Origin of the sequence: Dactylococcopsis salina PCC 8305, assembly GCF_000317615.1 — a bacterium.
Lineage (GTDB): Bacteria > Cyanobacteriota > Cyanobacteriia > Cyanobacteriales > Rubidibacteraceae > Halothece > Halothece salina.
The window spans coordinates 2,625,454-2,649,575 of sequence record NC_019780.1 but is presented as its reverse complement, the minus strand read 5'-3'; the positions used below and the strand labels follow the sequence as shown (position 1 = coordinate 2,649,575).

Genomic DNA, 24,122 nt, shown 5'->3' with positions numbered 1-24,122 from the left:
TTCCTGAATAAAACTGAAACCCTTACCCAATGAGGCTTTAAGGTTCTTAACCCCTCAAAAAAGTGCAAGGAAATTGAACGCTCAATAGTGAAAACCCTGCATCAAAACTTTGAAATCTTACCGATTAATCAACCCTCTTGCCTCTTGCCTCTTGCCTTTTGCCTTACTACACCAACTAATTAACTTTTTCAGCAAACCCTAATTAATGTTGGGTTTCGCTACTCTTCACCCAACCTACTGTTAATTGGTATATCATTAAAAAAGTGGAGGAATCAAGTTTTGAATCCCCCACAGTTAGCTTACAATCCTTTCCTGAAATTGTTTTCTGAAAACGGAATTTAAGCGTTGCTGACGGCTTCTTCTTTGGCTAAGAATTTCTCTAATTCGGTTAGCGCTTCTGCATCTACTTTCGTTTGCATGGGACAGAATTTCGGTCCGCACATTGAGCAAAATTCGGCGGTTTTGTAGATGTCTGCGGGTAAGGTTTCGTCGTGGTATTCTTTCGCTCGATCGGGGTCTAAAGACAAGGCAAACTGACGATTCCAGTCAAAATTATACCGTGCCTCTGACAGTTCATCATCTCGATCGCGCGCCCCCGGACGATGACGGGCGATATCCGCCGCGTGGGCTGCGATTTTATAGGCAATTAGCCCTTCTCGCACGTCTTCTGCATTCGGTAAACCTAAATGCTCTTTCGGGGTAACGTAGCACAACATCGCTGTCCCGTGCCAGCCTGCCATCGCCGCTCCGATCGCGGATGTAATATGATCATAACCGGGAGCGATATCGGTGACAAGGGGTCCCAACACATAGAAAGGTGCTTCGCTACACTCTTCCATCTGTTTTTTGACATTAAACTCAATCTGATCCATTGGCACATGACCAGGACCCTCTACCATCACTTGTACATCATGTTCCCAAGCACGGCGAGTGAGTTCACCCAGCGTTTTTAACTCGGATAACTGCGCTTCATCAGACGCATCATGGGTGCAACCCGGACGCAAGGAATCCCCTAAACTGAAGGAAACATCATATTTCTTGAAAATTTCGATGATGTCGTCAAAGTGAGTATAGAGAGGATTTTGTTTATGATGATGTAACATCCATTTTGCCAGTGTTCCGCCACCACGAGAAACAATCCCTGTGATGCGATTTTTCACCAGAGGAAGATACTCAATCAATAATCCCGCGTGGATGGTTTGATAATCAACCCCCTGTTTGGCGTGTTTTTCAATGACATCTAAGAAGTCATCGGGAGTGAGGTTTTCCACATTGCCATGAACACTTTCTAAAGCCTGATAAACTGGAACTGTGCCGATGGGGACGGATGACGCTTGAATAATCGCGCTGCGAATCTCATCAAGGTTTCCGCCGCCAGTGGATAAGTCCATTACGGTGTCGGCGCCGTATTTTACCGCGAGTTTTAATTTATCCACTTCCTCATCAATGTTGGAAGAGTTGGGAGACGCACCAATGTTCGCGTTCACCTTACATTTTGATGCGATCCCGATCGCCATCGGTTCGAGACTAGGATGATTAGTATTAGCGGGAATAATCATCCGTCCTCTGGCGACTTCATCCCGAATTAACTCTGGGGATAGGTTTTCGCGTTTAGCGACATGGCGCATTTCTTCGGTAATTTTCCCTTGACGCGCATAGTGCATTTGGGTAACATTGCTTTCTCCGCGCCGTTGGGCGATCCATTCCGTTCGCATATTGTATTTTTCCTTTAATAACAGCTTTCCTACGTCGGTGCTAACCGATCTCAGGTTCTCGGGGTGTAATCTCAGCCTGCTTTAGGACCCAGGCACCCCCAGCTTATTTGCGTATCCTAACATACACTTGGAAAATCTGGACAGGGGAGATATTAATACCATTTTGGAAAAGTCAAGTTACATTTAAGCCCCCCAAACTTGGGGGGTTGGGGGGCTTAAGTAGTCGATACTGTAGCGCCAATTATTAAAAATGGTATAACATATAGCAATCCTAAATGAATTGTAAATGATTTGCCCCCCAAATCCTCACCTTCGCTCCGGCCCAATTCTGGGGGGCTTTCGTGAGTCAACTTTTTACAAATGATATGGGATCGCTATAGTATTATATTCCGACAGAGTCCCCAAAAAAATATATATTCTATGAAACAAACCACTATTTATTTACCAGAAGAAATTGAGGCAAGTCTTCAAGAATTAGCAAAAAAAAGAGGTAACTCGATTTCCGAACTCATTGAAGAAGTTATTGACGATTATTTAATCAAAACCTCTCAAAAATTACCCAACTCAATGGGAATGGGTGCAAGTGGAAGATCAAACCTATCCTCTAAAGCCGAACAATTATTGTTGACAGAAGACTAATTTTTCCAAAGCAAAATAAATTTTTTGCGCGATCGAACGAACCACATTAACCGCCACAGAATTTCCTAATTGACGATACATTTGCGTCCGTGATACAGGAAAAATAAATGAGTCTGGAAATCCCATAATTGCCTTACATTCTCGTTCACTCAATAATCTAATTCCTGTTTCTCCATCTCGAACAAATGTTCCTGTCAGACGTTGAATTTTATGGTAAGTAGAAACTAATGTTTTTACCTTGACTTCAGATTCTTGATCAACAATTTGGGGTTTACCATCACTTTTCTTAAACAAATAGGTATTTTGCAAATGCTTAGAAATCGAATAACCTGAAACCCCTTCCTCTAAAAACTGATTAATAAAAACTTGATTGGCTTTTCCTTTAGGGAATTTAAAATCTATTCTTTGCTTGAGATAATCTCGCTTAAAACCAACAATATAAATTCTTTCTCGTCGTTGAGGTAAATTAAAATCACCTGCATCCAAAATCGCATAACGCACATCATAATTAAGTTCATCCAACGTCTTAAGAATCACGGAAAAAGTCTTTCCTTTTTGATGATTAACTAAACCCGGAACATTCTCCAATAAAAAACAAAGCGGTTGTTTTGCTTCAAGAATTTTAGCGATGGAATAAAACAGTGTGCCTTGAGTTTGATGTAAAAATCCTTCCCGTTTACCAATACTACTAAAGGGTTGACAGGGAAACCCACCGAGTAAGATATCATGGTCTGGAATGTCTTGAGGAGGGATGGTCGTAATATCTCCTGCTGGAGTTTCCTTAAAGTTAGCGTAATATGTTTTTTGTGCGTGAATATCCCATTCTGAAGAAAAAACGCATTGACTATTAGGAGAAGAAAATCCTAATCTCATGCCACCAATACCCGCAAATAAGTCTATAAATTTAATAGTTTTATTTTTAATTTGATAATTGGGTTTGGTATTGAGATACACGGGATTAATCGTTTCTAATAATTCAGGAATATAAGCAGTTGTTGTTTCCATAGACAAATTAAATAGTAAATAGTTAAATTTGGTTAATTTAGTCATGCTAAATGATACCATTTTCAAAAAGTGGTGTTACATTTGATCCCCCCTAACCCCCCTTAATAAGGCAGGGCTGTTTCATTCTTTTAAAATTAAGGGAGGTAGGGAGATGGGGGAGACAAGGGAGACAAGGGAGATGGGGGAGATTTCAGGACTCTTTTTTCTTATGAAAAAGCCAAAAAGTAGGAAAAACGTCTCGATCGAACGTACCGTAAGAGGTTCAGGCGATCGCTTTCGATTTTAACACCGAGAATGAAACAGCCCTGCCCTTAATAAGGGGGGAATAATATAAAGGGGAAATTCTACATTATAAAATAGTTAAAACACATAAATAAAACGCCTCCGTCCATTCCACAACTGCGCCATAGGTGTCTCCTGTATGTCCGCCTAATTTTTGCTGAAACCAAGCACTAACTAAAAGGGGAATTATTGTCCCAAAAAGGGAGGGAATTAAAACCCAAATACCTAAGTTAAAATAAAGAAAACCGAGAAGCGAAATTAAACTTAAAACACTCCACCCCAATAATAAATCTTGGGGAAACTGAAAAGACTCTTTATGAAAACTTCCTTTTCCTTCTGCTTTTAAATAAGGATAAAATGCGATCGCGCTCACTTGCGCCCATCGTCCCCAACCGAACATTAAAATTAAAATTAACCCACGATAATTTTCAATCTCACTCAACGCCACAACTTTCAACCCCAAAACAATTACCGCAGCCATCACCCCAAACGCTCCAGTTGTGCTATCCTTCATTACTGTTAACCGTTTTTCTGGATCAAGCACTGCTAACCCATCGGCGGTATCAATCACGCCATCGAGATGTAACCCTCCAGTTAAAGCAACTCCACTGGTAATAATCAATGCGGAACGAGTTAAAATTGGTACACCACAGAGACTCAACCCCCAATCTCCCAACGCCAAAAGACTACCGATTAAAATACCAATCAGAGGAGCAAAACGAGCAATTTGTCCTAACTGAAGCGACCAAGATGTTGGTAACGGTAGAATTGTGTAAAACGCAACCGCACCCCACCAAGATTGTAGGATGAAGTGGCAGAAACTTATAAATTTTTTCATAGTTAAGGTAAACAGAAATAAAAACTTGGGCTAACATTGTGACGTAGCCGGCAAAGATTGAGTTTGTATTCAATGCTTTGTGACTAACCAAATCGCTGGACAATAGTTAGCATTCGTGTTGATCCCGTCCGGTTAGTCCAGTCTAAGCCTTCCGTAGGCTACGTTATTTAGGTCATGACACCTTGGGGTGCAAGCCAGCCCTTCGCTCTGTCGCTAATAGTTAAACAGGTTCAAGTGATTCTAGAATACCAGTGCTATTAGCCTAAAAAGCCTAGATAACATTGACGAGGCACACTTTACTCCGTGCAGGGAAGTATCTCATTATGTGGGAATTGAAGAGAGACTGCACCTATCTCTCTTCTCAATAAAAGTTCAACAATGTCCAGTAAATAGCCTATTAGGAGGCAACAGCTTAATTTTACCCCATGCCTTTTTGACTTCAAGTTTGTATCGTCATCTAATATGACTTCATCAAGATTTAAACTCGCTGAAAATCCAGAATCATGTTAGATCGAAACGGAAGTGTCAGTTGTCATCATTTTTCCCTAGAACACCCTAAAACTTAACCTTTCAGCTAATTTAGAATCGAGACTAACAATGAGTAATCAAAAACCATTTTCACAACTCCTCGCTCCCTGTATCATTGATAATGGCATAATTGTCAACAAGGAAGATATGTATCGCTTGTTAAATGATTTAGGTCATGTGCGTTACTTTCATTATCTAGATGGAGAATGTAGTGGTGAAGGAGAGGGATATATTGTCGAAGTTTTTGACGATGTATCACAAGCGACTTTAATTGCTAATCAAACGATTTATGTTAATTTATTTAGTTTTGATTATCTCCAGTTACAAACCACTCCCCAAGGGGAAACCTATTTTGATCTAATCCATGAACAGCGCACTTTGCGTTTATCTCCTCTGACGAATCCGCTAAATTATCACGAAGCGAACTCTAATTTAGACCAAGCGACGCTAGAAGCAATGGTGACAGATGTTCTTTCTGCGCGCCATGATGTCCAATTAGATGAAGAGGATGACGAGTATTTCTTTTAAGTTTTATTGTGAACGGAATTGTCGCCAGACTCAAGCTCGTGCTGGGATTTTTGAAACCCCTCATGGTAAGGTGGAAACGCCTCGTTTTATGCCGGTGGGAACGATCGCAACGGTCAAAGGATTAACACCCGCGCAACTAGAAGCGGCGCAAGCACAGATGATTCTGGCGAATACTTATCATCTTCATTTGCAACCTGGAGAGGAGATTATTAAACAAGCGGGAGGGTTGCATAAGTTTATGGGCTGGAAACAGCCGATTTTAACCGATTCTGGCGGTTTTCAGGTTTTTAGTCTCAGTGAGTTACGGAAGATTAGTGAGGAAGGAGTGACGTTTCGATCGCCGCGTGATGGTCGCATCATTGACTTTACTCCCGAAAAAGCGATACAGGTACAAAATGCACTCGGTGCGGATGTGATTATGGCGTTTGATGAATGTCCGCCTTATCCTGCTGATTATGATGCGGTATTATTAGCGACGGAGCGCACAGAACGCTGGTTAGAACGCTGTATTCAAGCTCATGATCGTTCGGAAAGTCAAGCGTTGTTTGGCATTGTCCAAGGCGGGGTTTATGAGGATTTACGGAGACAAGCCGCCAAACGGTTAGTTGAGTTCGATTTACCTGGTTATGCCATTGGTGGGGTGAGTGTGGGGGAACCTGGAACGTTAATTAATCAGATTGTGGCGGTGACAGCGCCTTTATTACCCCAGGAAAAGCCTCGGTATTTGATGGGCGTAGGAACTTACTCGGAAATGGTGAACGCGATCGCGCAAGGGGTTGATTTATTTGACTGTGTGATTCCCACTCGTTTAGGGCGACATGGTAGTGCTTTAGTGCAAGGAGAACGCTGGAATTTGAAGAATGCACGCTTTCGAGAGGATTTTACCCCCCTAGACGACTGTTGTCCTTGTTATTGCTGTAAGACCTTTTCTCGCGCCTATCTCAGCCATTTGATTCGATCGCGGGAAATGTTGGGCTATCTCTTAATTTCTTTACATAACGTTACAGAATTAATCCGTTTTACGGAACGCATCCGCACTGCCATTTTGCACGATCGATTTCTTGCGGAATTTGGTCATTGGTTGCGATAAATGGTGGCGTTAATCATGTTAAAATTGGTAGCGATATTTTAAGAAACTGTGTTGGTAAGGAATCATAAAAATGGAAGCAACATTCTTGTTTGCAAAACTCCCCGAAGCCTATTCGATTTTCGATCCGTTAGTTGATGTTCTCCCCTTAATCCCTGTATTTTTTTTACTGTTGGCGTTTGTTTGGCAAGCGGCTGTGGGATTTAAATAAGCCCGATCGTCTCTTAAATGCTAAATTTCCATCCACCTGCTTTCCCTCGGTAGGTGGTTTTTTGATGTCTGGGGTGGGTGGTGTGGAGAAGATGAAACCCAACACCAATCAGAGAGTAGGTTGGGTGAAGTTTACGAAACCCAACACCAATCAGAGAGTAGGTTGGGTGAAGTTTACGAAACCCAACACCAATCAGAGAGTAGGTTGGGTGAAGTTTACGAAACCCAACACCAATCAGAGAGTAGCTTGGGTGGTGTGGAGAAGACAAGTAGAAACGTTACACTAAAGGTAAAGACGTTAAGAATTATTAATTAAAATCATGGTGGAAAAGGTCAAAAAATCTGAGCAAGAGTGGAAACAACAACTGACACCAGAACAGTTTCGCGTCACTCGCCAGAAAGGAACAGAACGCGCATTTACAGGGAAATATCACGATAACAAAGAACCGGGAACTTATAAATGTATCTGTTGTGGTCAACCGTTGTTTACTTCTGAAACGAAATATGATTCGGGTACGGGTTGGCCCAGTTTCTACGCACCTGTGGAAGATGATAAAGTCGATTATGAGAGCGATCGAAGCCTATTTATGACTCGCACTGAGGTTTTATGTTCCGCTTGTGATGCTCATTTGGGTCATGTGTTCGATGATGGCCCAGCGCCCACTGGCAAACGCTACTGTATGAACTCCGCTGCCTTGGATTTTGAACCTCAATCATAAATTTATCGGGGTTAGGGGTGAAGAACTTTCACTCTTACCCCTCTTTTTACTTTCCTCAAAAAGAGAGAATATGGCGCAATCTTCTATCTGGGATACGCAGACTTTGAGCAGAGAAAAATAATGAGGGCGCGATTAGGATGTCTGGCTTGCCTCTCATTTGTTAGAGTTATACCATTTTGGAAAAGTAAAGTTACAGTAATAAGCGCAAAGTTACCTGAGGGTGGGCGAGGCAAACCCTACAATGTAGCGCAAATTTATCAAAATGGTATTACGATTAAAAATTAAAAGAATGAGAGAGAAGAAGATGAAAATCATACAAACAACAGGAAAAATTGAAAAAGGCAAATTAAGCGCGGTTGTACCGAAAAATTTAAGCGATGGGGAAGTTGATCTCGTAATTGTGGCAAAAAACGAACCCGATCAATTTAACGAAATGCGAAAACTTGCCGAGGAAAAAGGTTATAACTCGCGAGAGAAAATTATGGATTTAATTCATCAGGTTAAACTAGAAAAACTAGAGGAAAAAGGAAGAGGCTAATGATAGCTAAACTGAAGCGTTTGTGTCTCGATACAAATGTTTATATCATTGGCATTCAAGACATAAATTCTCCAGAAGCGGAAATTTTAAGGGCAATTGGTTACTTTGATAACTCAACAGCTACAGTAACAGCAGAAATCGTTTTATCAGATGAGATTATCGATCAAGTTAGACGGGTAGGAAAATACTTATGGAATAAAGATCAAGCAGGCTTTGCAATTGGCTTAATTTGGTCGCATTTAAATTTTCATTATGTAAACTACAGTCTTGAGTGGAAACAAGAATTAGAAAAAATTATAATTGATGATCAAATTCCTAACGAAGATATAGAGATTTATTTAACAGCAAAGTTAGGAGAATCAGATTATTTTATATCTTCTAACCGAGAATTAATTAAAGCGATTGCTACATTTAAATGTTTAACTCCTCTCGAATTTATTGATCAATTTTTAGCTTAAAATATATCGAATCTAGGAAAAGAGAATTTATTTTTTGTTGTCAGCCCCTGTTCCTTTTGCATCCATCGCTTCCCCTAAACGTCTTAAAGCGTGGATATATGCAGCGGTTCGCATGGAAACGCCAAATTCCTGCGCGATCGACCATGTTTTCTCAGTTTCTACTGTAATCCGTTCTTTTAGTCGCTGATTCACCTCTTCTCCCGTCCAATACAACCCACTGCGATTTTGCACCCATTCAAAATAACTGACGGTCACTCCACCCGCGTTAACTAAGATATCAGGAAACACATAAATTCCCTTCTGTTCTAAAATCTGATCTGCTTGCGAGGTAACGGGTCCATTTGCCACTTCAAAGATATATTTGGCTTGTATCTGCTGGGCGTTATCAGCAGTAATTTGATTTTCCAAAGCTGCAGGAATTAAAACATCCACATCCAACGCCAATAAATCAGCATTAGTGATCACTTCATGTTCAACAATATTACAGACGCTACTTTCACAGTAAACCGCTTGTAGATTGCGACTGCTCATTTTATAACGACGGATGCTAGGAATATCTAGACCTTGTGAAGCATAAATCCCTCCTTGTGAGTCACTGATCGCAACCACTCGATACCCCACTTGTGACAGCAGTTGTGCTAACATTGCCCCAACATTGCCAAATCCCTGCACCGCTACAGTGGTTTTTTGGGGAGATTGATCAAACTTCTCTAAAAGGGTGTTAATGACTTGAAATGCTCCCACAGAGGTGGCGGTTTCTCTTCCTTGACTTCCTCCCATGCTGATCGGTTTTCCCGTAACAACACTAGGAGTAATGCGACGTTGGATGATACTGTATTGATCCATCATCCATCCCATAATCGTGGCGTTGGTGTACATATCTGGGGCGAGAATATCCACATCGGGACCAATAAAGTCCGCGATCGCGCTAATATAGCCTCGGCTGAGTCGTTCTAATTCCGATCGAGAAAGGGTTTTCGCCTCAACGGTAATCCCACCTTTTGCGCCACCATAAGGCAGATTTAACAAAGCACACTTAAATGTCATCCAAAAGGCTAAGGATTCCACCTCATCGATCGAAACGTGGGGATGATAGCGAATCCCTCCTTTTCCAGGTCCGCGTGTGTCATCATAGCGAACCCGATATCCTTTAAACAGTTGTAGTGAACCATCATCAAGACGCAAGGGAATCGAAACCGTCACACTTGCTTTCGGCGCTTGTAGTCGCGTCATAGCATCTTTTGAGATTTCCACATATTTTAAGGCTCTTTCAATGCGGGTGCTTGCGTCGGCGAGTAAGGAGAAGTGGATCATTGCAATATAAAATACTCAAACGGTTACACCTTTTATTTTCCCGTTAAGGCGACAATCTGTAATCATTGAAAATATCTAGATAAATTGCAATTAACCATCAGTTTTTTTGATGATTCAGAAGCCAAAATTACCTTTAGATTACTCAAATTCAAATGATCAAGCCATTTGGCAATGGAACTCTGAAGTAATGAACGTGGCTAATGAGGAAAATTTGATCATTGATGTGGACTACACCTATGACACGAATAACTTTTTTGACACCCAAGAGAAGAAAGATGTTTTTGAAGAAACCATTAATGAGATCGCTGCTCGTTTGGGAGATGACTTAGCATCGATCGACCCCAGTAATTTAAGTGTAAATACTTGGGATATGGTTTTTACCCATCCTGGCACAGGAAACCGAGCGACTCTCACTGACCAAATTATCGAAGCCAATACCTTACGAATTTTTGTCGGTGGTGCGCCCCTAGGAGGAACAACTCTTGGACGAGGAGGATCAGGGAGTTATAGTGTCAGTGGTTTTAGTGATTTTTTGGATTCAGTCACGACTGACATTAATCTTAGTAGCACTTCGATCGATGAAAATGTTCCCACTAACAGCACGGTGGGAACGTTCAGCACCACTGATTCCACTGGAGAAACGTTTACCTATACTCTATCAAAATATTTATGTACTTAAGTAAAGCAGAGATTTTACCGATTTATCAATTAGCATTGACTATTGCACAAAAAGTTTTCCATCTACTGAATTTGTGATTTACGTTATTTTAACTTATGTTAAAAATTGCCTCTGTGGTGTTGTTAAGAGTACGTTACAAAATTGACACGACAGTTCAATCTCGATATAGTAAGTGTGTCTTTGAAAGTTAATAAGTCAAACTTATTAGTTTAATTGCCAGACGCAGGCAGACCTTTGAAGCGCATTACGGCTGGATCAAAGCCATACTCTTTGAGGTCTCCCTTAGTGGGGCGTTTCAAAATATGGGAGAAGCCAAGTCATGAATGATTTAATCGAAGCGTTAATGGTCAATGGGGGGACACTCCTCAATGAGTTTGCCCAAAGTAAGCAGTTTTTTTCAGGATTAGAAACCGCTTTCGGAACTGATTACGAAATCGAGACCGCGGAAACTTTACAAGCAATGCTCACTGATGGGACGTTTTTAGACGAACTAGGGATGGAAGTGTTGCCCAGTTCGGCATTAAATGGGGCGTTGGGAGCTTATGCCAGTGCAACAAATACGATTTATTTATCCAGTGCGTTAGAGGGTTTTTCCCTAGAAGTTACCACCGCGGTGTTTTTAGAAGAGGTGGGTCATGCTGTTGATGCTTTCCTCAATACCACAGACAGCGCTGGGGATGAAGGAGCAATTTTCTCGGCGTTAGTACGAGGAAAACCTCTCAGCGAAGAAAAATTAGCAGGTTTGCGTCAAGAGGATGACTTCAGCACAATTGTTGTTGATGGGGAAGAAATCATCATCGAGCAAGCGACTCTCACTGTGGATACTGAAACTGATGAAGCCGATGGCAAGGTTGTAGATGGGGATGTGAGCTTACGAGATGCGATCAGCCGGATCGCGTTTGGAGGTACAATTACCTTTGCTAATGGGATTAACACCATTACCCTTGATGAAGCATTGGGGGAATTAGTCATTAACCAAAGTTTAACCATAGATGGCGACCTCGATGATGATGGCAGCCCTGATGTCACTGTGCGACGGGCAAGTAACGCGACTGCTGAGTTCCGCATCTTTAAGATTCATATTCGAGATGTTACCCTCGATGGTTTAACCATTAGTGGCGGGACTGTCTCAGGCTCTGGTGGGGGAATTTATAACAGTGGTGAAGATTTAACTCTCATCAACAGCACCGTCAGTGGCAATTCGGCTGATGATGGCGGGGGAATTTATAACCGAGACATAGCCAATTTCACCAACAGCACCGTCAATGTCACCAACAGCACCGTCAGTGGCAATTATGCAACTAATGATGGCGGGGGGATTTATAACAAAGGCGAAGCCAATGTCACCAACAGCACCGTCAGTGGCAATTCGGCTGATGATGGCGGGGGAATTTATAACTACTATGGCACAGCCAATGTCACCAACAGCACCGTCAGTGACAATTCGGCAACTGATGATGGCGGGGGGATTTTTAACAATGGCACAGCCAATGTCACCAACAGCACCGTCAGTGGCAATTCGGCAGGATTTGATGGCGGGGGGATTACTAACGCTTTTGGTACAGCCAATGTCACCAACAGCACCGTCAGTGGCAATTCGGCAGGATTTGATGGCGGGGGGATTACTAACGCTTTTGGTACAGCCAATGTCACCAACAGCACCGTCAGTGGCAATTCGGCAGGATTTGATGGCGGGGGGATTTTTAACTATAATGGCACAGCCAATGTGAGCAACAGCACCGTCAGTGGCAATTCGGCTGATGGTCATGGCGGGGGGATTGATAACTTTGGCACAGCCAATGTCACCAACAGCACCGTCAGTGGCAATTCGGCAGCGGACAATGGCGGGGGGATTTGGAATGATGATGGCGGGGACTACACTGTTACCCTCTCTAACAGCATTGTTGCTGATAACCTCACCAACGGAGCAGAAGGAGGCGACCTCTATAATGAGCAAGGTAGCACTTTGGGAACAATCAACGCCAGTTACAGCCTCATTGAGAATAATGCTGACCAAATTAATGGCACTAATACCAACAATATCAGTGGACAAGACCCCCTCCTTGATCCTGCAGGATTACAAGACAATGGCGGCCCCACACAGACGATCGCGCTGTTAGCTGGTTCACCCGCAATTGATGCTGGAGATAATAACTCGATTCCTGCTGGTGTTGACTTTGACCAACGGGCAGACGGCTTCGATCGAATTTTCAACAATACAGTGGATATTGGAGCATTGGAATTGCTTCCGTTTGCATTGGAAGTGAATACTGAAACCGATGAAAATGATGGTCTTGAAGCAGGAGATGGAATCAGTTTACGAGATGCGATCGATTCGATCGCGCCAGGGGGAACAATTACCTTTGCTGACGAAATTAACACGATTACCCTCAATGAAACATTAGGGGAGTTAGTCATTGACAAAGGTTTAACCATTGACGGCGATCTTGATGATGATGGAAGCCCTGATGTCACGGTGCAACGAGCAAGTGACGCGACCGTTGACTTCGGCATCTTCAATATTAATGATGGGAATAATGCCAATGAAGTAACTGTTACCCTCGACGGCTTAACCATTAGTGGCGGGACTGTCTCAGGCGATGGCGTGGGAATTTATAACCTTGATGGCGGGGGAATTTATAACTTTGAAGATTTAACTCTCATCAACAGCACCGTCAGTGGCAATTCGGCAACTGATGATGGCGGGGGGATTTCTAACTTTGGCACAGCCAATGTCACCAACAGCACCGTCAGTGGCAATTCGGCTGCTAATAATGGCGGGGGGATTTATAACGGCCTCAATGGCACAGCCAATGTCACCAACAGCACCGTCAGTGGCAATTCGGCAACTGATGATGGCGGGGGAATTTATAATAACTTGGGCACAGCCAATGTCACCAACAGCACCGTCAGTGGCAATTCTGCTGATGATGGCGGGGGGATTTCTAACTTCTTGGGCACAGCCAATGTCACCAACAGCACCGTCAGTGGCAATTCTGCTCCTAATTCTGGCGGGGGGATTGAAAACTTTGGCACAGCCAATGTCACCAACAGCACCGTCAGTGGCAATTCTGCTGATGATGGCGGGGGGATTTATAACTACGGTGGCACACGCTCTGTCCTTTTTGGCACTTACACATTCTATGGCACGGCCAATGTCACCAACAGTACCATCAGTGGCAATTCGGCAACTGGTAGTGGCGGGGGGATTTATAACCGCTTCTATGGCACAGCCAATGTCACCAACAGCACCGTCAGTGGCAATTCGGCAACTGGTAGTGGCGGGGGGATTTATAACTTAGGCACAGCCAATGTCAACAACAGCACCGTCAGTGGCAATTCGGCTAATGATGGCGGGGGGATTTATAACTACGGTGGCACACGCTCTTTTGGCATTCACACATTCTATGGCACGGCCAATGTCACCAACAGTGCCATCAGTGGCAATTCGGCAGCGGACAATGGCGGGGGGATTTGGAATGATGATGGGGGCGACGACACTGTTACCCTCTCTAACAGCATTGTTGCTGATAACCTCACCAACGGAGCAGAAGGGGGCGACCTCTATAATGAGCAAGGTAGCACTTTGGGAACAATCAACGCCAGTTACAGCCTCATTGAGAATAATGCTGACCAAATCAATGGCACTAATACCAACAATATCACTGGACAAGACCCCCTCCTTGATCCTGCAGGATTACAAGACAATGGCGGCCCCACACAGACGATCGCGCTGTTAGCTGGTTCACCCGCAATTGATGCTGGAGATAATAACTCGATTCCTGCTGGTGTTGACTTTGACCAACGGGGAACAGGATTCGATCGAATTTTCAACAATACAGTGGATATTGGAGCATTGGAATTGCTTCCGTTTGCATTGGAAGTGAATACTGAAACCGATGAAAATGATGGTCTTGAAGCAGGAGATGGAATCAGTTTACGAGATGCGATCGAATCGATCGCGCCTGGGGGAACAATTACCTTTGCTGATGGGATTAACACCATTACCCTTGATGAAACATTAGAGGAATTAGTCATTGACAAAGGTTTAACCATAGATGGCGACTTCGATGATGATGGCAGCCCTGATGTCACGGTAGAACGGGCAAGTGACGCGACCGTTGACTTCCGCATCTTTAATATTGATGATGGGGATAACGCCAATGAAGTGACTGTTACCCTCGACGGCTTAACCGTTAGTGGCGGGAATGTCTCAGGCGATGGCGGGGGAATTTTTAACGATGAAGATTTAACCCTCACCAACAGCACCGTCAGTGGCAATTCTGCACAATTTGGCGGGGGGATTGATAACCGTGGCACAGCCAATGTCACCAACAGCACCGTCAGTGGCAATTCTGCACAATTTGGCGGGGGGATTGATAACTTTGGCACAGCCAATGTCACCAACAGCACCGTCAGTGGCAATTCTGCTGATGATGGCGGGGGGATTTTCAACTCTGGCACAGCCAATGTCACCAACAGCACCGTCAGTGGCAATTCTGCTGATGATGGCGGGGGGATTTTTAACTTCGGCAGCACAGCCAACGTCACCAACAGCACCGTCAGTGGCAATTCTGCATCTGATAATGGCGGGGGGATTTATAACTTTGGCACGGCCACCCTCAGCAATAGCTTAATCTCTGGGAACAGTGCAGCTACCAGTGGCAATGAAGTTTTCAATTACAGTGGTTCTTTCTTCACTGGGACAATTAACGCTGATGCAAATAACCTGTTTGGGGATGACAGCCGAGATAATTCTCAAGCCTTCACGAACTTTACTCCTGGTGCTAATGATATTACAGCTACTTCTGATGGCACGAATCCCACTGCACTAAACAGTATTCTCGATCCTGCAGGATTACAAGACAATGGCGGCCCCACACAGACGATCGCGCTGTTAGAGGGTTCACCCGCAATTGATGCTGGCGATAATGACTCGATTCCTACTGGTGTTGACTTTGACCAACGGGGATTCGATCGAATTTTAAACGGCACTGTGGATATTGGGGCGTTTGAATTACTTCTTGCATTGGAAGTGAATACTGAAACCGATGAAAATGATGGTCTTGAAGCAGGAGATGGAATCAGTTTACGAGATGCGATCGAATCGATCGCGTCTGGAGGTACAATTACCTTTGCCAATGGGATTAACACCATTACCCTTGATGAAGCATTAGGGGAGTTAGTCATTGACAAAGGTTTAACCATAGATGGCGACTTCGATGATAATGGCAGCCCTGATGTCACGGTGCAACGGGCAAGCGACGCGACTGTTGACTTCCGCATCTTTAATATTGATGATGGGGATAGTGCCAATGAAGTGACTGTCACCCTCGATGGTTTAACCATTACAGGTGGTGTAGCCAGTGGGTCGTTTCCAAATAATCGCGGTGGGGGAATTTTTAACCGTGAAGATTTAACCCTTACCAACAGCACTGTCAGTGGCAATTCTGCAACTAATGATGGCGGGGGAATTTTTAACGATGGCACAGCCAATGTCACCAACAGCACCGTCAGTGGCAATTCGGCAACTGATGATGGTGGGGGGATTTTTAACTATAATGGCATAGCCAATGTCACCAACAGCACCGTCAGTGGCAATTCGGCAACTGATGATGGTGGGGGGATTTATAACTTTGGCACAGCCAATGTCAACAACAGCACCGTCAGTGGCAATTCTGCTAATTATGATGGCGGGGGGATTAATAACTTTGGCACAGCCAATGTCACCAACAGTACCATCAGTGGCAATTCGGCTGCTAATAATGGCGGGGGGATTTGGAATGATGATGGCGGGGGCGACACTGTTACCCTCTCTAACAGCATTGTTGCTGATAACCTCACCAACGGAGCAGAAGGGGGCGATCTCTATAATGATCAAGGTAGCACTTTGGGAACAATCAACGCCAGTTACAGCCTCATTGAGAATAATGCTGACCAAATCAATGGCACTAATACCAACAATATCACTGGACAAGACCCCCTCCTTGATCCTGCAGGATTACAAGACAATGGCGGCCCCACACAGACGATCGCGCTGTTAGAGGATTCACCCGCAATTGATGCTGGCGATAATGACTCGATTCCTACTGGTGTTGACTTTGACCAACGGGGATTCGATCGAATTGTCAACGGCACAGTGGATATAGGCGCGTTTGAAGTGCAACCTCCAACGGATTTAATCGTGGATACTGAAACCGATGAAGCCGATGGCAGCGTCACCGACGGGGATGTGAGCTTACGAGATGCTCTAGCAGCGATCGCGTCTGGAGGTACAATTACCTTTGCTGACGGAATTAACACCATTACCCTTAATCAAACATTAGGGGAATTGGTCATTGACAAAGGTTTAACCATTGACGGCGACTTCGATGACGATGGCAGCCCTGATGTCACGGTAGAACGAGCCAGTGGCGCGACTGCTGAGTTCCGCATCTTTAATATTGATGATGGGGATAGTGCCAATGAAGTGACTGTTACCCTTGATGGTTTAACCATTAGTGGCGGCACTGTCTCAGGCGATGGCGGGGGAATTTTTAACCGTGAAGATTTAACTCTCATCAACAGCACCGTCAGTGGCAATTCGGCAACTGATGATGGCGGGGGAATGTGGAACGCTGGCACAGCCAATGTCAACAACAGCAGCGTCAGTGGCAATTCGGCAGCGGACAATGGCGGGGGAATGTGGAACGCTGGCACAGCCAATGTCAACAACAGCAGCGTCAGTGGCAATTCGGCAACTGATCGTGGCGGGGGGATTTTTAACTATAATGGCACAGCCAATGTGAGCAACAGCACCGTCAGTGGCAATTCTGCTAATTATGATGGCGGGGGGATTTGGAACAATGGCTCGGGCACAGCCAACGTCACCAACAGCACCGTCAGTGGCAATTCGGCAACTGATGATGGCGGGGGAATTTCTAACAGTGGCACAGCCACCCTCAGCAACAGCACCGTCAGTGGCAATTCGGCAGCGGACAATGGTGGGGGGATTTTTAACTTGGGCACAGCCAATGTCAACAACAGCAGCGTCAGTGGCAATTCGGCAACTGATCATGGCGGGGGGATTTTTAACTATAATGGCACAGCCAATGTGAGCAACAGCACCGTCAGTGGCAATTCGGCTGATGGTCATGGCGGGGGGATTGATAACTTTGGTACAGCCAATGTGAGCAACAGCACCGTCAGTGGCAATTCGGCAGCGGACAATGGCGGGGGGATTTGGAATGATGATGGGGGCGACGACACTGTTACCCTCTCCAACAGCATTGTTGCTGATAACCTCACCAACGGAGCAGAAGGGGGCGACCTCTATAATGAGCAAGGTAGCACTTTGGGAACAATCAACGCTAGTTACAGCCTCATTGAGAATAATGCTGATCAAATCAATGGCACTAATACCAACAATATCACTGGACAAGACCCCCTCCTTGATCCTGCAGGATTACAAGACAATGGCGGCCCCACACAGACGATCGCGCTGTTAGTGGATTCACCTGCAATTGATGCTGGAGATAATAACTTAATTCCTGATGGTGTTTCCTTTGACCAACGGGGAGACGGCTTCGATCGAATTTTCAACGGCACAGTGGATATTGGAGCATTTGAAGTAGAAATTCTAAACACTGCTCCCACCGTTGACGATCTCACCACCTCTGTTCCTGAAAATAGCACTGCTGTCACAACCATTACTGCTAACGATCCTGAGAATGATCCTTTGACCTTCTCTATCTCTGGCGGTGTGGATAGCAACTTCTTCGCCATTGATGCGAACACTGGAGAATTATCCTTCAGCAGCGCACCTGACTTTGAAAACCCTGCTGATGATGGTAGCGATAACGTCTATGAAGTGGAAGTCACAGTCAGCGACGGTAGCTTAACTGATACCGCAACCGTTACAGTTACTATCAATGGGGTGAATGATGCACCAAACATCAGCGAAATTCCAGATCAAACCTTTGATCAAGATAGCAGCAGTGGTGCGATTGACTTCACCATTAGCGATGTAGAAACTGCTGCTGATAGCTTAACCGTAAGCGCCACCTCAGACAATCAAACCTTGATGCCTGATGGTAATATCACCTTGTCTGGTACAGATGAAAACCGTACCCTTGAACTAACTTCAGTTTCTAATGAATTAGGTACAGCGAACATCACAGTTACCGTTGATGATGGCACAGATGCAACCACAGAAACCTTTATTCTCACGGTTAACCTTACTCACTTAGTTGTTGATACCCTCATCGATGAGGTCGATGGAAGCGTGACCGATGGAGACATCAGTTTACGGGATGCTCTAAGCGCGATCGCGCCAGGGGGAACAATTACCTTTGCCAATGGGATTAACACCATTACCCTTGATCAAACGTTAGGGGAATTAGTCATTGACAAAGGTTTAACCATAGATGGCGACTTCGATGATGATGGCAGCCCTGATGTCACGGTGCAACGGGCAAGTGACGCGACTGTTGACTTCCGCATCTTTAATATTGATGATGGGGATAACGCCAATGAAGTGACTGTTACCCTCGACGGCTTAACCGTTAGTGGCGGGGGCTTAACCTTTAGTAGCGGGACTGTCTCAGGCGATGGCGGGGGAATTTATAACCGTGAAGATTTAACTCTCACCAACAGCACCGTCAGTGACAATTCTGCATTGGATGGCGGGGGGATTTTTAACGATGGCACAGCCAATGTCACCAACAGCACCGTCAGTGGCAATTCTGCTGCATTTGATGGCGGGGGGATTTTTAACGATGGCACAGCCAATGTCACCAACAGCACCGTCAGTGGCAATTTTGCTGATGATGGCGGGGGGATTTGGAATGATGGCACAGCCAATGTCACCAACAGCACCGTCAGTGGCAATTTTGCTGATGATGGCGGGGGGATTTATAACTTAGGCGGGGGGATTTATAACTTAGGCACAGCCAATGTCACCAACAGCACCGTCAGTGGCAATTTTGCTGATGATGGCGGGGGGATTTGGAATGATGGCACAGCCAATGTCACCAACAGCACCGTCAGTGGCAATTTTGCTGATGATGGCGGGGGGATTTATAACTTGGGCACGGCCAATGTGAGCAACAGCACCCTCAGTGGCAATTCTGCTACTAATGGCGGGGGGATTTTTAACTTATTTGCCACAGCCAATGTCACCAACAGCACCGTCAGTGGCAATTTTGCTGATGATGGCGGGGGGATTTATAACTTGGGCACGGCCAATGTGAGCAACAGCACCCTCAGTGGCAATTCGGCAACTGATGATGGCGGGGGGATTTATAACAATTTTGGCACAGCCACCCTCAGCAATAGCTTAATCTCTGGGAACAGTGCAGCTACCAGTGGCAATGAAGTTTTCAATTACAGTGAGGGTTTCATCACTGGGACAATTAACGCTGATGCAAATAACCTGTTTGGGGATGACAGCCGAGATAATTCTCAAGCCTTCACGAACTTTACTCCTGGTGCTAATGATATTACAGCTACTTCTGATGGCACGAATCCCACTGCACTAAACAGTATTCTCGATCCTGCAGGATTACAAGACAATGGCGGTCCCACACAGACGATCGCGCTGTTAGAGGGTTCACCCGCAATTGATGCTGGAGATAATAACTTAATTCCTGCTAGTGTTGACTTTGACCAACGGGGATTCGATCGAATTTTCAACGGCACTGTGGATATTGGAGCATTTGAAGTAGAAATTCTAAACACTGCTCCCACCGTTGACGATATTACCACCTCTGTTCCTGAAAATAGCACTGCTGTCACAACCATTACTGCTAACGATCCTGAGAATGATCCTTTGACCTTCTCTATATCTGGCGGTGTGGATGGCAACTTCTTCGCCATTGATGCGAACACTGGAGAATTATCCTTTGTCAGCGCCCCCGACTTGGAAAACCCTGCTGATGATGGTAGCGATAACGTCTATGAAGTGGAAGTCACAGTCAGCGACGGTAGCTTAACTGATACCGCAACTGTCTCTGTGACAGTAACTGATGTTGTGGAAAACCTTCCTCCCACTGTCAATGATGACAACTTCTCCACTGATGAGGATACAGTAACTTCTGGTAATGTCCTAACTAATGACAGCGATCCTGACAGTGACCCCCTCACCATCGTTGAAGTCAATGGTAACAGCAGTGATGTTGGTAATCAAATTACTCTCGCTTCTGGCGCACTGCTAACCCTGAATAGTGACGGGACTTTTGACTATAACCCCAATGGAAAAGATGAAGCCCTTGGCGACAGCGAAACAGCCACAGACAGCTTGACTTACACCGTCTCTGATGGCAATGGCGAAACTGATACCGCAACCGTTACAGTTACTATCAATGGGGTGAATGATGCACCAAACATCAGCGCTGTTCCAGCCCAAAGCCTTCCTGAAAATAGCACTGCTGTCACAACCATTTCTGCTAACGATCCTGAGAATGATCCTTTGACCTTCTCTATCTCTGGCGGTGTGGATGGCAACTTCTTCGCCATTGATGCGAACACTGGAGAATTATCCTTTGTCAGCGCCCCCGACTTTGAAAACCCACAGGATGCGGATGGAAATAACGTTTACCAAGTTCAGGTTACTGCTAATGATGGCAATGGTGGTACAGATGTGGCTAATGTAGAAATCACCATTAACGATATTGCTAATGATATCGTTGAAAATCAGCCTCCTGTTGTTAATGTCGGCAACTTTGAAGTTAGCGAATTGGCTCGTAACGGTACGGAAATCGGTCAGCTAGACATTAGCGACCCAGATGGGGATGATTTAACGGTTAGCTTGAGTGAAGCCTCTCAAGTCCGTCTCATCAATACATTTACAGAGGGAACAACAGAAGACCCCGATGTTGATGGTGATGGCAATGCGCCCTTTGCTATTGATAATGAAGGGGTAATTACTGTTAACGATACCGATGATCTCGGACCCTTATTTAAGGTTGTTTCGTTAGCCTTTACTCGGACTGTTCCTTCCTTTTCTTTAATGGTAGAAGTAAGCGACGGTGAAGCAATAAACATTGGTGCTGCCATCATTGATGTTAACTGTGGTCGTCCTGCTTCTGGCTTTGGTGATCCTCACGTTACCACCTTTGACCGTAATAATTTTGGCTTCCAAGTGGTTGGTGAATTCACTCTCGTTGAGTCCACTGATGAGAATAACCCCTTAATCATTCAGGCTCGCACCGCCCCTGCTATTCAAGATGACGGAACACCTTCAGATCAACTGTCTAGCTATACCGCCATTGCTACTGATTTTGGTGGCGATACCGTTGCCATTTATGCAAGAGAAGAAAATCCTGTAGTGATCAATGGTGAAACCGTAACCGATATTCCTGTAGATGGAATCGAAGTAGGAGATAGTGGTCGCATAACTGACTTGGGTGATGGCTTCTTAAACATCAATCTTGGTGGTGAAGCCCAAGAACGGATCGTTGTGCAATTCCTTGAAAACCGAATTGACCCTCGTTTCTTCCTTTCTGAGGAGCGTAATGGCAACATTACAGGCGTTATGGGGAATAAAGACGGCGATCCCAGTAATGACATCGTTGACAGCAACGGTGATGTGATTGAAGAGGCAACCTTTGAACAAATTAACGGTGAGTTTGCTGATGCTTTCCGTGTTACTGAAGCAACTAATTCTTTACTCTTACGGGAGGGAGAGGATATCAATGAAATTAATGACCCTGATTTTGCCGCCGAAGAAGTTACCCTCGCCAGTTTAGAAGCGGACTTAGGCACAGAAGCCTTCAATGACATTGTTGCCCAAGTCGAAGCAGCGGGTGTTCCTGAAGGATTCTTACGGACTTCAGCGATTATCGACTTTGCCACCACAGGGGATGATAGCTTTATTGACTCGGCTCTCAATGTCGCCGGTGGTAATGCGACACCAGAAGTAGATGATGCCGTCTTCAATATCGAAGAAGACTTAGTTAATGGTGAAGTGGTCGGAACTGTCTCAATCCAAGACGGTGATGATGGAGATAACCTCGAAGTCAGCATCAGCGCTGGAAATGACGATATTGATGGTGATGAAAATCTACCCTTCGCGATCGATGGACAGGGACAAATCACAATCAATGATAGCGGTGATTTAGTAGAAGCAGGAGAAGGAACAGCCTTTAGCTTAAGTGTTACGGCAACTGACCCTCTAGGCGCAACGGGTACTGGCTCGGTCACTATTGTGGAAAATAATCCTGATGTTGATCAGCCCCCAACTGTGGCAGCGAATGTCAATGAGATTCGGGAAAACAGCCCTGAGGGAACGATCGTCGGTCGGGCGATCGCGACTGATGCAGAAGGAGATGAGTTTACATTAGGTCTTGAAGGTGATTTAGACCCGAATGGTAATGGCACAGATGCCTTCACCATTGCTGAAAATGGTTTAATTACCGTTGCTGACCCTGGTGACTTAGACTTTGAAACCACACCGAGTTTTGAATTTGATGTCACTGCGACTCAGACCAATGATGATACGATTATTGGCACAAGTACAGTTACCGTCAGCTTAATTGATGTTGAACCTGAAGATAACTCACCCCCAGAAATCACATCGGATTCAGCACTCTCCATTGAAGAAAATAATACATTTGTTGACACAGTAACCGCAAATGATCCAGAAGGAGACTTTTTAACCTTCTCCCTCACTGGTGGCGTTGACCAAGGATTATTTACCCTTGATGTTGAAGGCAATTTGAACTTTATTGAAGCCCCAGACTTTGAAAACCCCATAGACGCTGATGAGGATAACATTTATGAACTAGAAATCACCGCAGAAGATGAAAACGGTGGAAACACCAGTCAAACGCTCAACATAGAAGTGTTGGATGTTTCAGAAGACACCAATGAATCTCCGATCATTACTTCTGATTCCTTACAAACCATTGAAGAAAACACGATCGCGCCGCTCTCTCTCCAAGCAGATGATCCAGATGGGGATGAAGTTACTTTCTCCCTCACGGGTGGCGCTGACCAAGGATTATTTACGATTAATCCTGATACAGGAGAATTAGAGTTTAATAATCCTCCCGACTTTGAAAACCCTATAGACGCTGATGAGGATAACATTTATGAACTAGAAGTCACCGCAGAAGATGGAAACGGCGGAATCATCACCGAAAACTTCCAAATCGAAGTAACCGACGTTGATGAAACAATAGATTGGTCATTAGACATTGATGGAAATGGGGAAATTAGTCCGCTTTCCGATGGCATTATGACTGTGCGCTTTCTCTTTGGTGATGCGTTTAGTAATGATGACTTGATTAATGGCGCGATCGGTGCTGAGGCAAGTCGCAGCTTACCAGAAATTCGTGACCATCTCCAAATCGGAGTTGATGAAGGTTTCCTCGATATTGACGAGGATGGGGAAATTAATCCTCTTTCCGATGGCATTATCGCGGTGCGCTTCTTGTTTGGGGATGCTTTTGCTGGTGAGGCTTTGATTAATGGCGCAATTTCCCCTGATTCTTCTTTATCTCTAGAGGAAATTCAAGCCAATCTTGCTGATCTCACTTCTATTTAACCTCCCTTTGATTCACACCGATATTCACACCGATTTAACTCAACTAACACACTTTTT

14 protein-coding genes and 1 riboswitch are annotated in these 24,122 nt (G+C 44.7%); of the genes, 10 read left to right on the top strand and 4 right to left on the bottom strand.

Going from position 1 to position 24,122, the window contains the following annotated elements; translation table 11 throughout:
• Positions 1–338: 338 nt before the first annotated feature.
• The gene (gene thiC, locus DACSA_RS12920) at positions 339–1,715 is read right to left on the bottom strand and encodes a phosphomethylpyrimidine synthase (RefSeq protein WP_015230183.1); all 1,377 of its coding nucleotides are present in this window, start codon (positions 1,713–1,715) and stop codon (positions 339–341) included.
• Between the two features lie 9 nt (positions 1,716–1,724).
• Positions 1,725–1,825, bottom strand: a riboswitch (TPP riboswitch).
• Positions 1,826–2,135: 310 nt separating this feature from the next.
• Here thiC and DACSA_RS12915 point away from each other — a divergent pair.
• Positions 2,136–2,354: a ribbon-helix-helix domain-containing protein gene (locus DACSA_RS12915; RefSeq protein ID WP_015230182.1), complete on the top strand. Its 219-nt coding sequence runs from the start codon at positions 2,136–2,138 to the stop codon at positions 2,352–2,354.
• Here the strand turns inward: DACSA_RS12915 and dcm are convergent.
• Together dcm and cobS are read right to left on the bottom strand one after the other, a co-directional pair.
• Entirely contained in the window at positions 2,334–3,359 is a 1,026-nt protein-coding gene (gene dcm / locus DACSA_RS12910; protein ID WP_041235486.1) for a DNA cytosine methyltransferase, read from the bottom strand. The genes DACSA_RS12915 and dcm overlap by 21 nt on opposite strands.
• 349 nt (positions 3,360–3,708) lie before the next feature.
• The gene (gene cobS / locus DACSA_RS12905) at positions 3,709–4,479 is read right to left on the bottom strand and encodes an adenosylcobinamide-GDP ribazoletransferase (protein ID WP_015230180.1); all 771 of its coding nucleotides are present in this window, start codon (positions 4,477–4,479) and stop codon (positions 3,709–3,711) included.
• A 597-nt stretch (positions 4,480–5,076) separates the two neighbouring features.
• Between cobS and DACSA_RS12900 the strand changes: the two genes are divergently transcribed.
• From DACSA_RS12900 to DACSA_RS12870, 7 genes are all read left to right on the top strand, one after another.
• On the top strand, positions 5,077–5,535 hold the full coding sequence (locus DACSA_RS12900) for a hypothetical protein (RefSeq protein WP_015230179.1): 459 nt from the start codon (positions 5,077–5,079) through the stop codon (positions 5,533–5,535).
• A complete protein-coding gene (tgt, locus tag DACSA_RS12895) occupies positions 5,516–6,625 on the top strand; it encodes a tRNA guanosine(34) transglycosylase Tgt (protein ID WP_015230178.1) in 1,110 nt (369 codons plus the stop codon). Before DACSA_RS12900 ends, tgt begins: the two co-directional genes overlap by 20 nt.
• 70 nt (positions 6,626–6,695) lie before the next feature.
• Positions 6,696–6,833 (top strand): photosystem II reaction center protein K, encoded by a 138-nt coding sequence (locus DACSA_RS12890; protein WP_015230177.1) that lies wholly within the window; start codon positions 6,696–6,698, stop codon positions 6,831–6,833.
• A 124-nt stretch (positions 6,834–6,957) separates the two neighbouring features.
• A complete protein-coding gene (locus DACSA_RS12885; RefSeq protein ID WP_156800788.1) occupies positions 6,958–7,119 on the top strand; it encodes a hypothetical protein in 162 nt (53 codons plus the stop codon).
• A 33-nt stretch (positions 7,120–7,152) separates the two neighbouring features.
• A complete protein-coding gene (gene msrB, locus DACSA_RS12880) occupies positions 7,153–7,551 on the top strand; it encodes a peptide-methionine (R)-S-oxide reductase MsrB (protein WP_015230176.1) in 399 nt (132 codons plus the stop codon).
• A gap of 304 nt (positions 7,552–7,855) precedes the next feature.
• A complete protein-coding gene (locus DACSA_RS12875) occupies positions 7,856–8,089 on the top strand; it encodes a hypothetical protein (RefSeq protein ID WP_015230175.1) in 234 nt (77 codons plus the stop codon).
• Positions 8,089–8,547: a PIN domain-containing protein gene (locus tag DACSA_RS12870; RefSeq protein ID WP_015230174.1), complete on the top strand. Its 459-nt coding sequence runs from the start codon at positions 8,089–8,091 to the stop codon at positions 8,545–8,547. The genes DACSA_RS12875 and DACSA_RS12870 overlap by 1 nt, the downstream gene beginning before the upstream one ends.
• A 27-nt stretch (positions 8,548–8,574) precedes the next feature.
• Here the strand turns inward: DACSA_RS12870 and DACSA_RS12865 are convergent, their stop codons facing one another.
• Complete coding sequence (locus DACSA_RS12865) at positions 8,575–9,861, bottom strand: Glu/Leu/Phe/Val family dehydrogenase (protein WP_015230173.1); 1,287 nt, start codon at positions 9,859–9,861, stop codon at positions 8,575–8,577.
• Between the two features lie 187 nt (positions 9,862–10,048).
• On the opposite strand from DACSA_RS12865, the gene DACSA_RS12860 reads away from it, so the two are divergent.
• Both DACSA_RS12860 and DACSA_RS12855 read left to right on the top strand, forming a co-directional pair.
• The gene (locus DACSA_RS12860; RefSeq protein ID WP_156800787.1) at positions 10,049–10,540 is read left to right on the top strand and encodes a hypothetical protein; all 492 of its coding nucleotides are present in this window, start codon (positions 10,049–10,051) and stop codon (positions 10,538–10,540) included.
• A gap of 319 nt (positions 10,541–10,859) precedes the next feature.
• The gene (locus tag DACSA_RS12855) at positions 10,860–24,065 is read left to right on the top strand and encodes a choice-of-anchor Q domain-containing protein (protein WP_041235484.1); all 13,206 of its coding nucleotides are present in this window, start codon (positions 10,860–10,862) and stop codon (positions 24,063–24,065) included.
• The last annotated feature ends 57 nt before the right edge of the window (positions 24,066–24,122 follow it).

Bases quoted from the DNA above. Each gene is read 5' to 3' on its own strand.
- thiC (WP_015230183.1), bottom strand. From the start codon at position 1,715: ATGCGAACGGAATGGATCGCCCAACGGCGCGGAGAAAGCAATGTTACC.
- DACSA_RS12915 (WP_015230182.1), top strand. From the start codon at position 2,136: ATGAAACAAACCACTATTTATTTACCAGAAGAAATTGAGGCAAGTCTT.
- dcm (WP_041235486.1), bottom strand. From the start codon at position 3,359: ATGGAAACAACAACTGCTTATATTCCTGAATTATTAGAAACGATTAAT.
- cobS (WP_015230180.1), bottom strand. From the start codon at position 4,479: ATGAAAAAATTTATAAGTTTCTGCCACTTCATCCTACAATCTTGGTGG.
- DACSA_RS12900 (WP_015230179.1), top strand. From the start codon at position 5,077: ATGAGTAATCAAAAACCATTTTCACAACTCCTCGCTCCCTGTATCATT.
- tgt (WP_015230178.1), top strand. From the start codon at position 5,516: ATGACGAGTATTTCTTTTAAGTTTTATTGTGAACGGAATTGTCGCCAG.
- DACSA_RS12890 (WP_015230177.1), top strand. From the start codon at position 6,696: ATGGAAGCAACATTCTTGTTTGCAAAACTCCCCGAAGCCTATTCGATT.
- msrB (WP_015230176.1), top strand. From the start codon at position 7,153: ATGGTGGAAAAGGTCAAAAAATCTGAGCAAGAGTGGAAACAACAACTG.
- DACSA_RS12875 (WP_015230175.1), top strand. From the start codon at position 7,856: ATGAAAATCATACAAACAACAGGAAAAATTGAAAAAGGCAAATTAAGC.
- DACSA_RS12870 (WP_015230174.1), top strand. From the start codon at position 8,089: ATGATAGCTAAACTGAAGCGTTTGTGTCTCGATACAAATGTTTATATC.
- DACSA_RS12865 (WP_015230173.1), bottom strand. From the start codon at position 9,861: ATGATCCACTTCTCCTTACTCGCCGACGCAAGCACCCGCATTGAAAGA.
- DACSA_RS12860 (WP_156800787.1), top strand. From the start codon at position 10,049: ATGAACGTGGCTAATGAGGAAAATTTGATCATTGATGTGGACTACACC.
- DACSA_RS12855 (WP_041235484.1), top strand. From the start codon at position 10,860: ATGAATGATTTAATCGAAGCGTTAATGGTCAATGGGGGGACACTCCTC.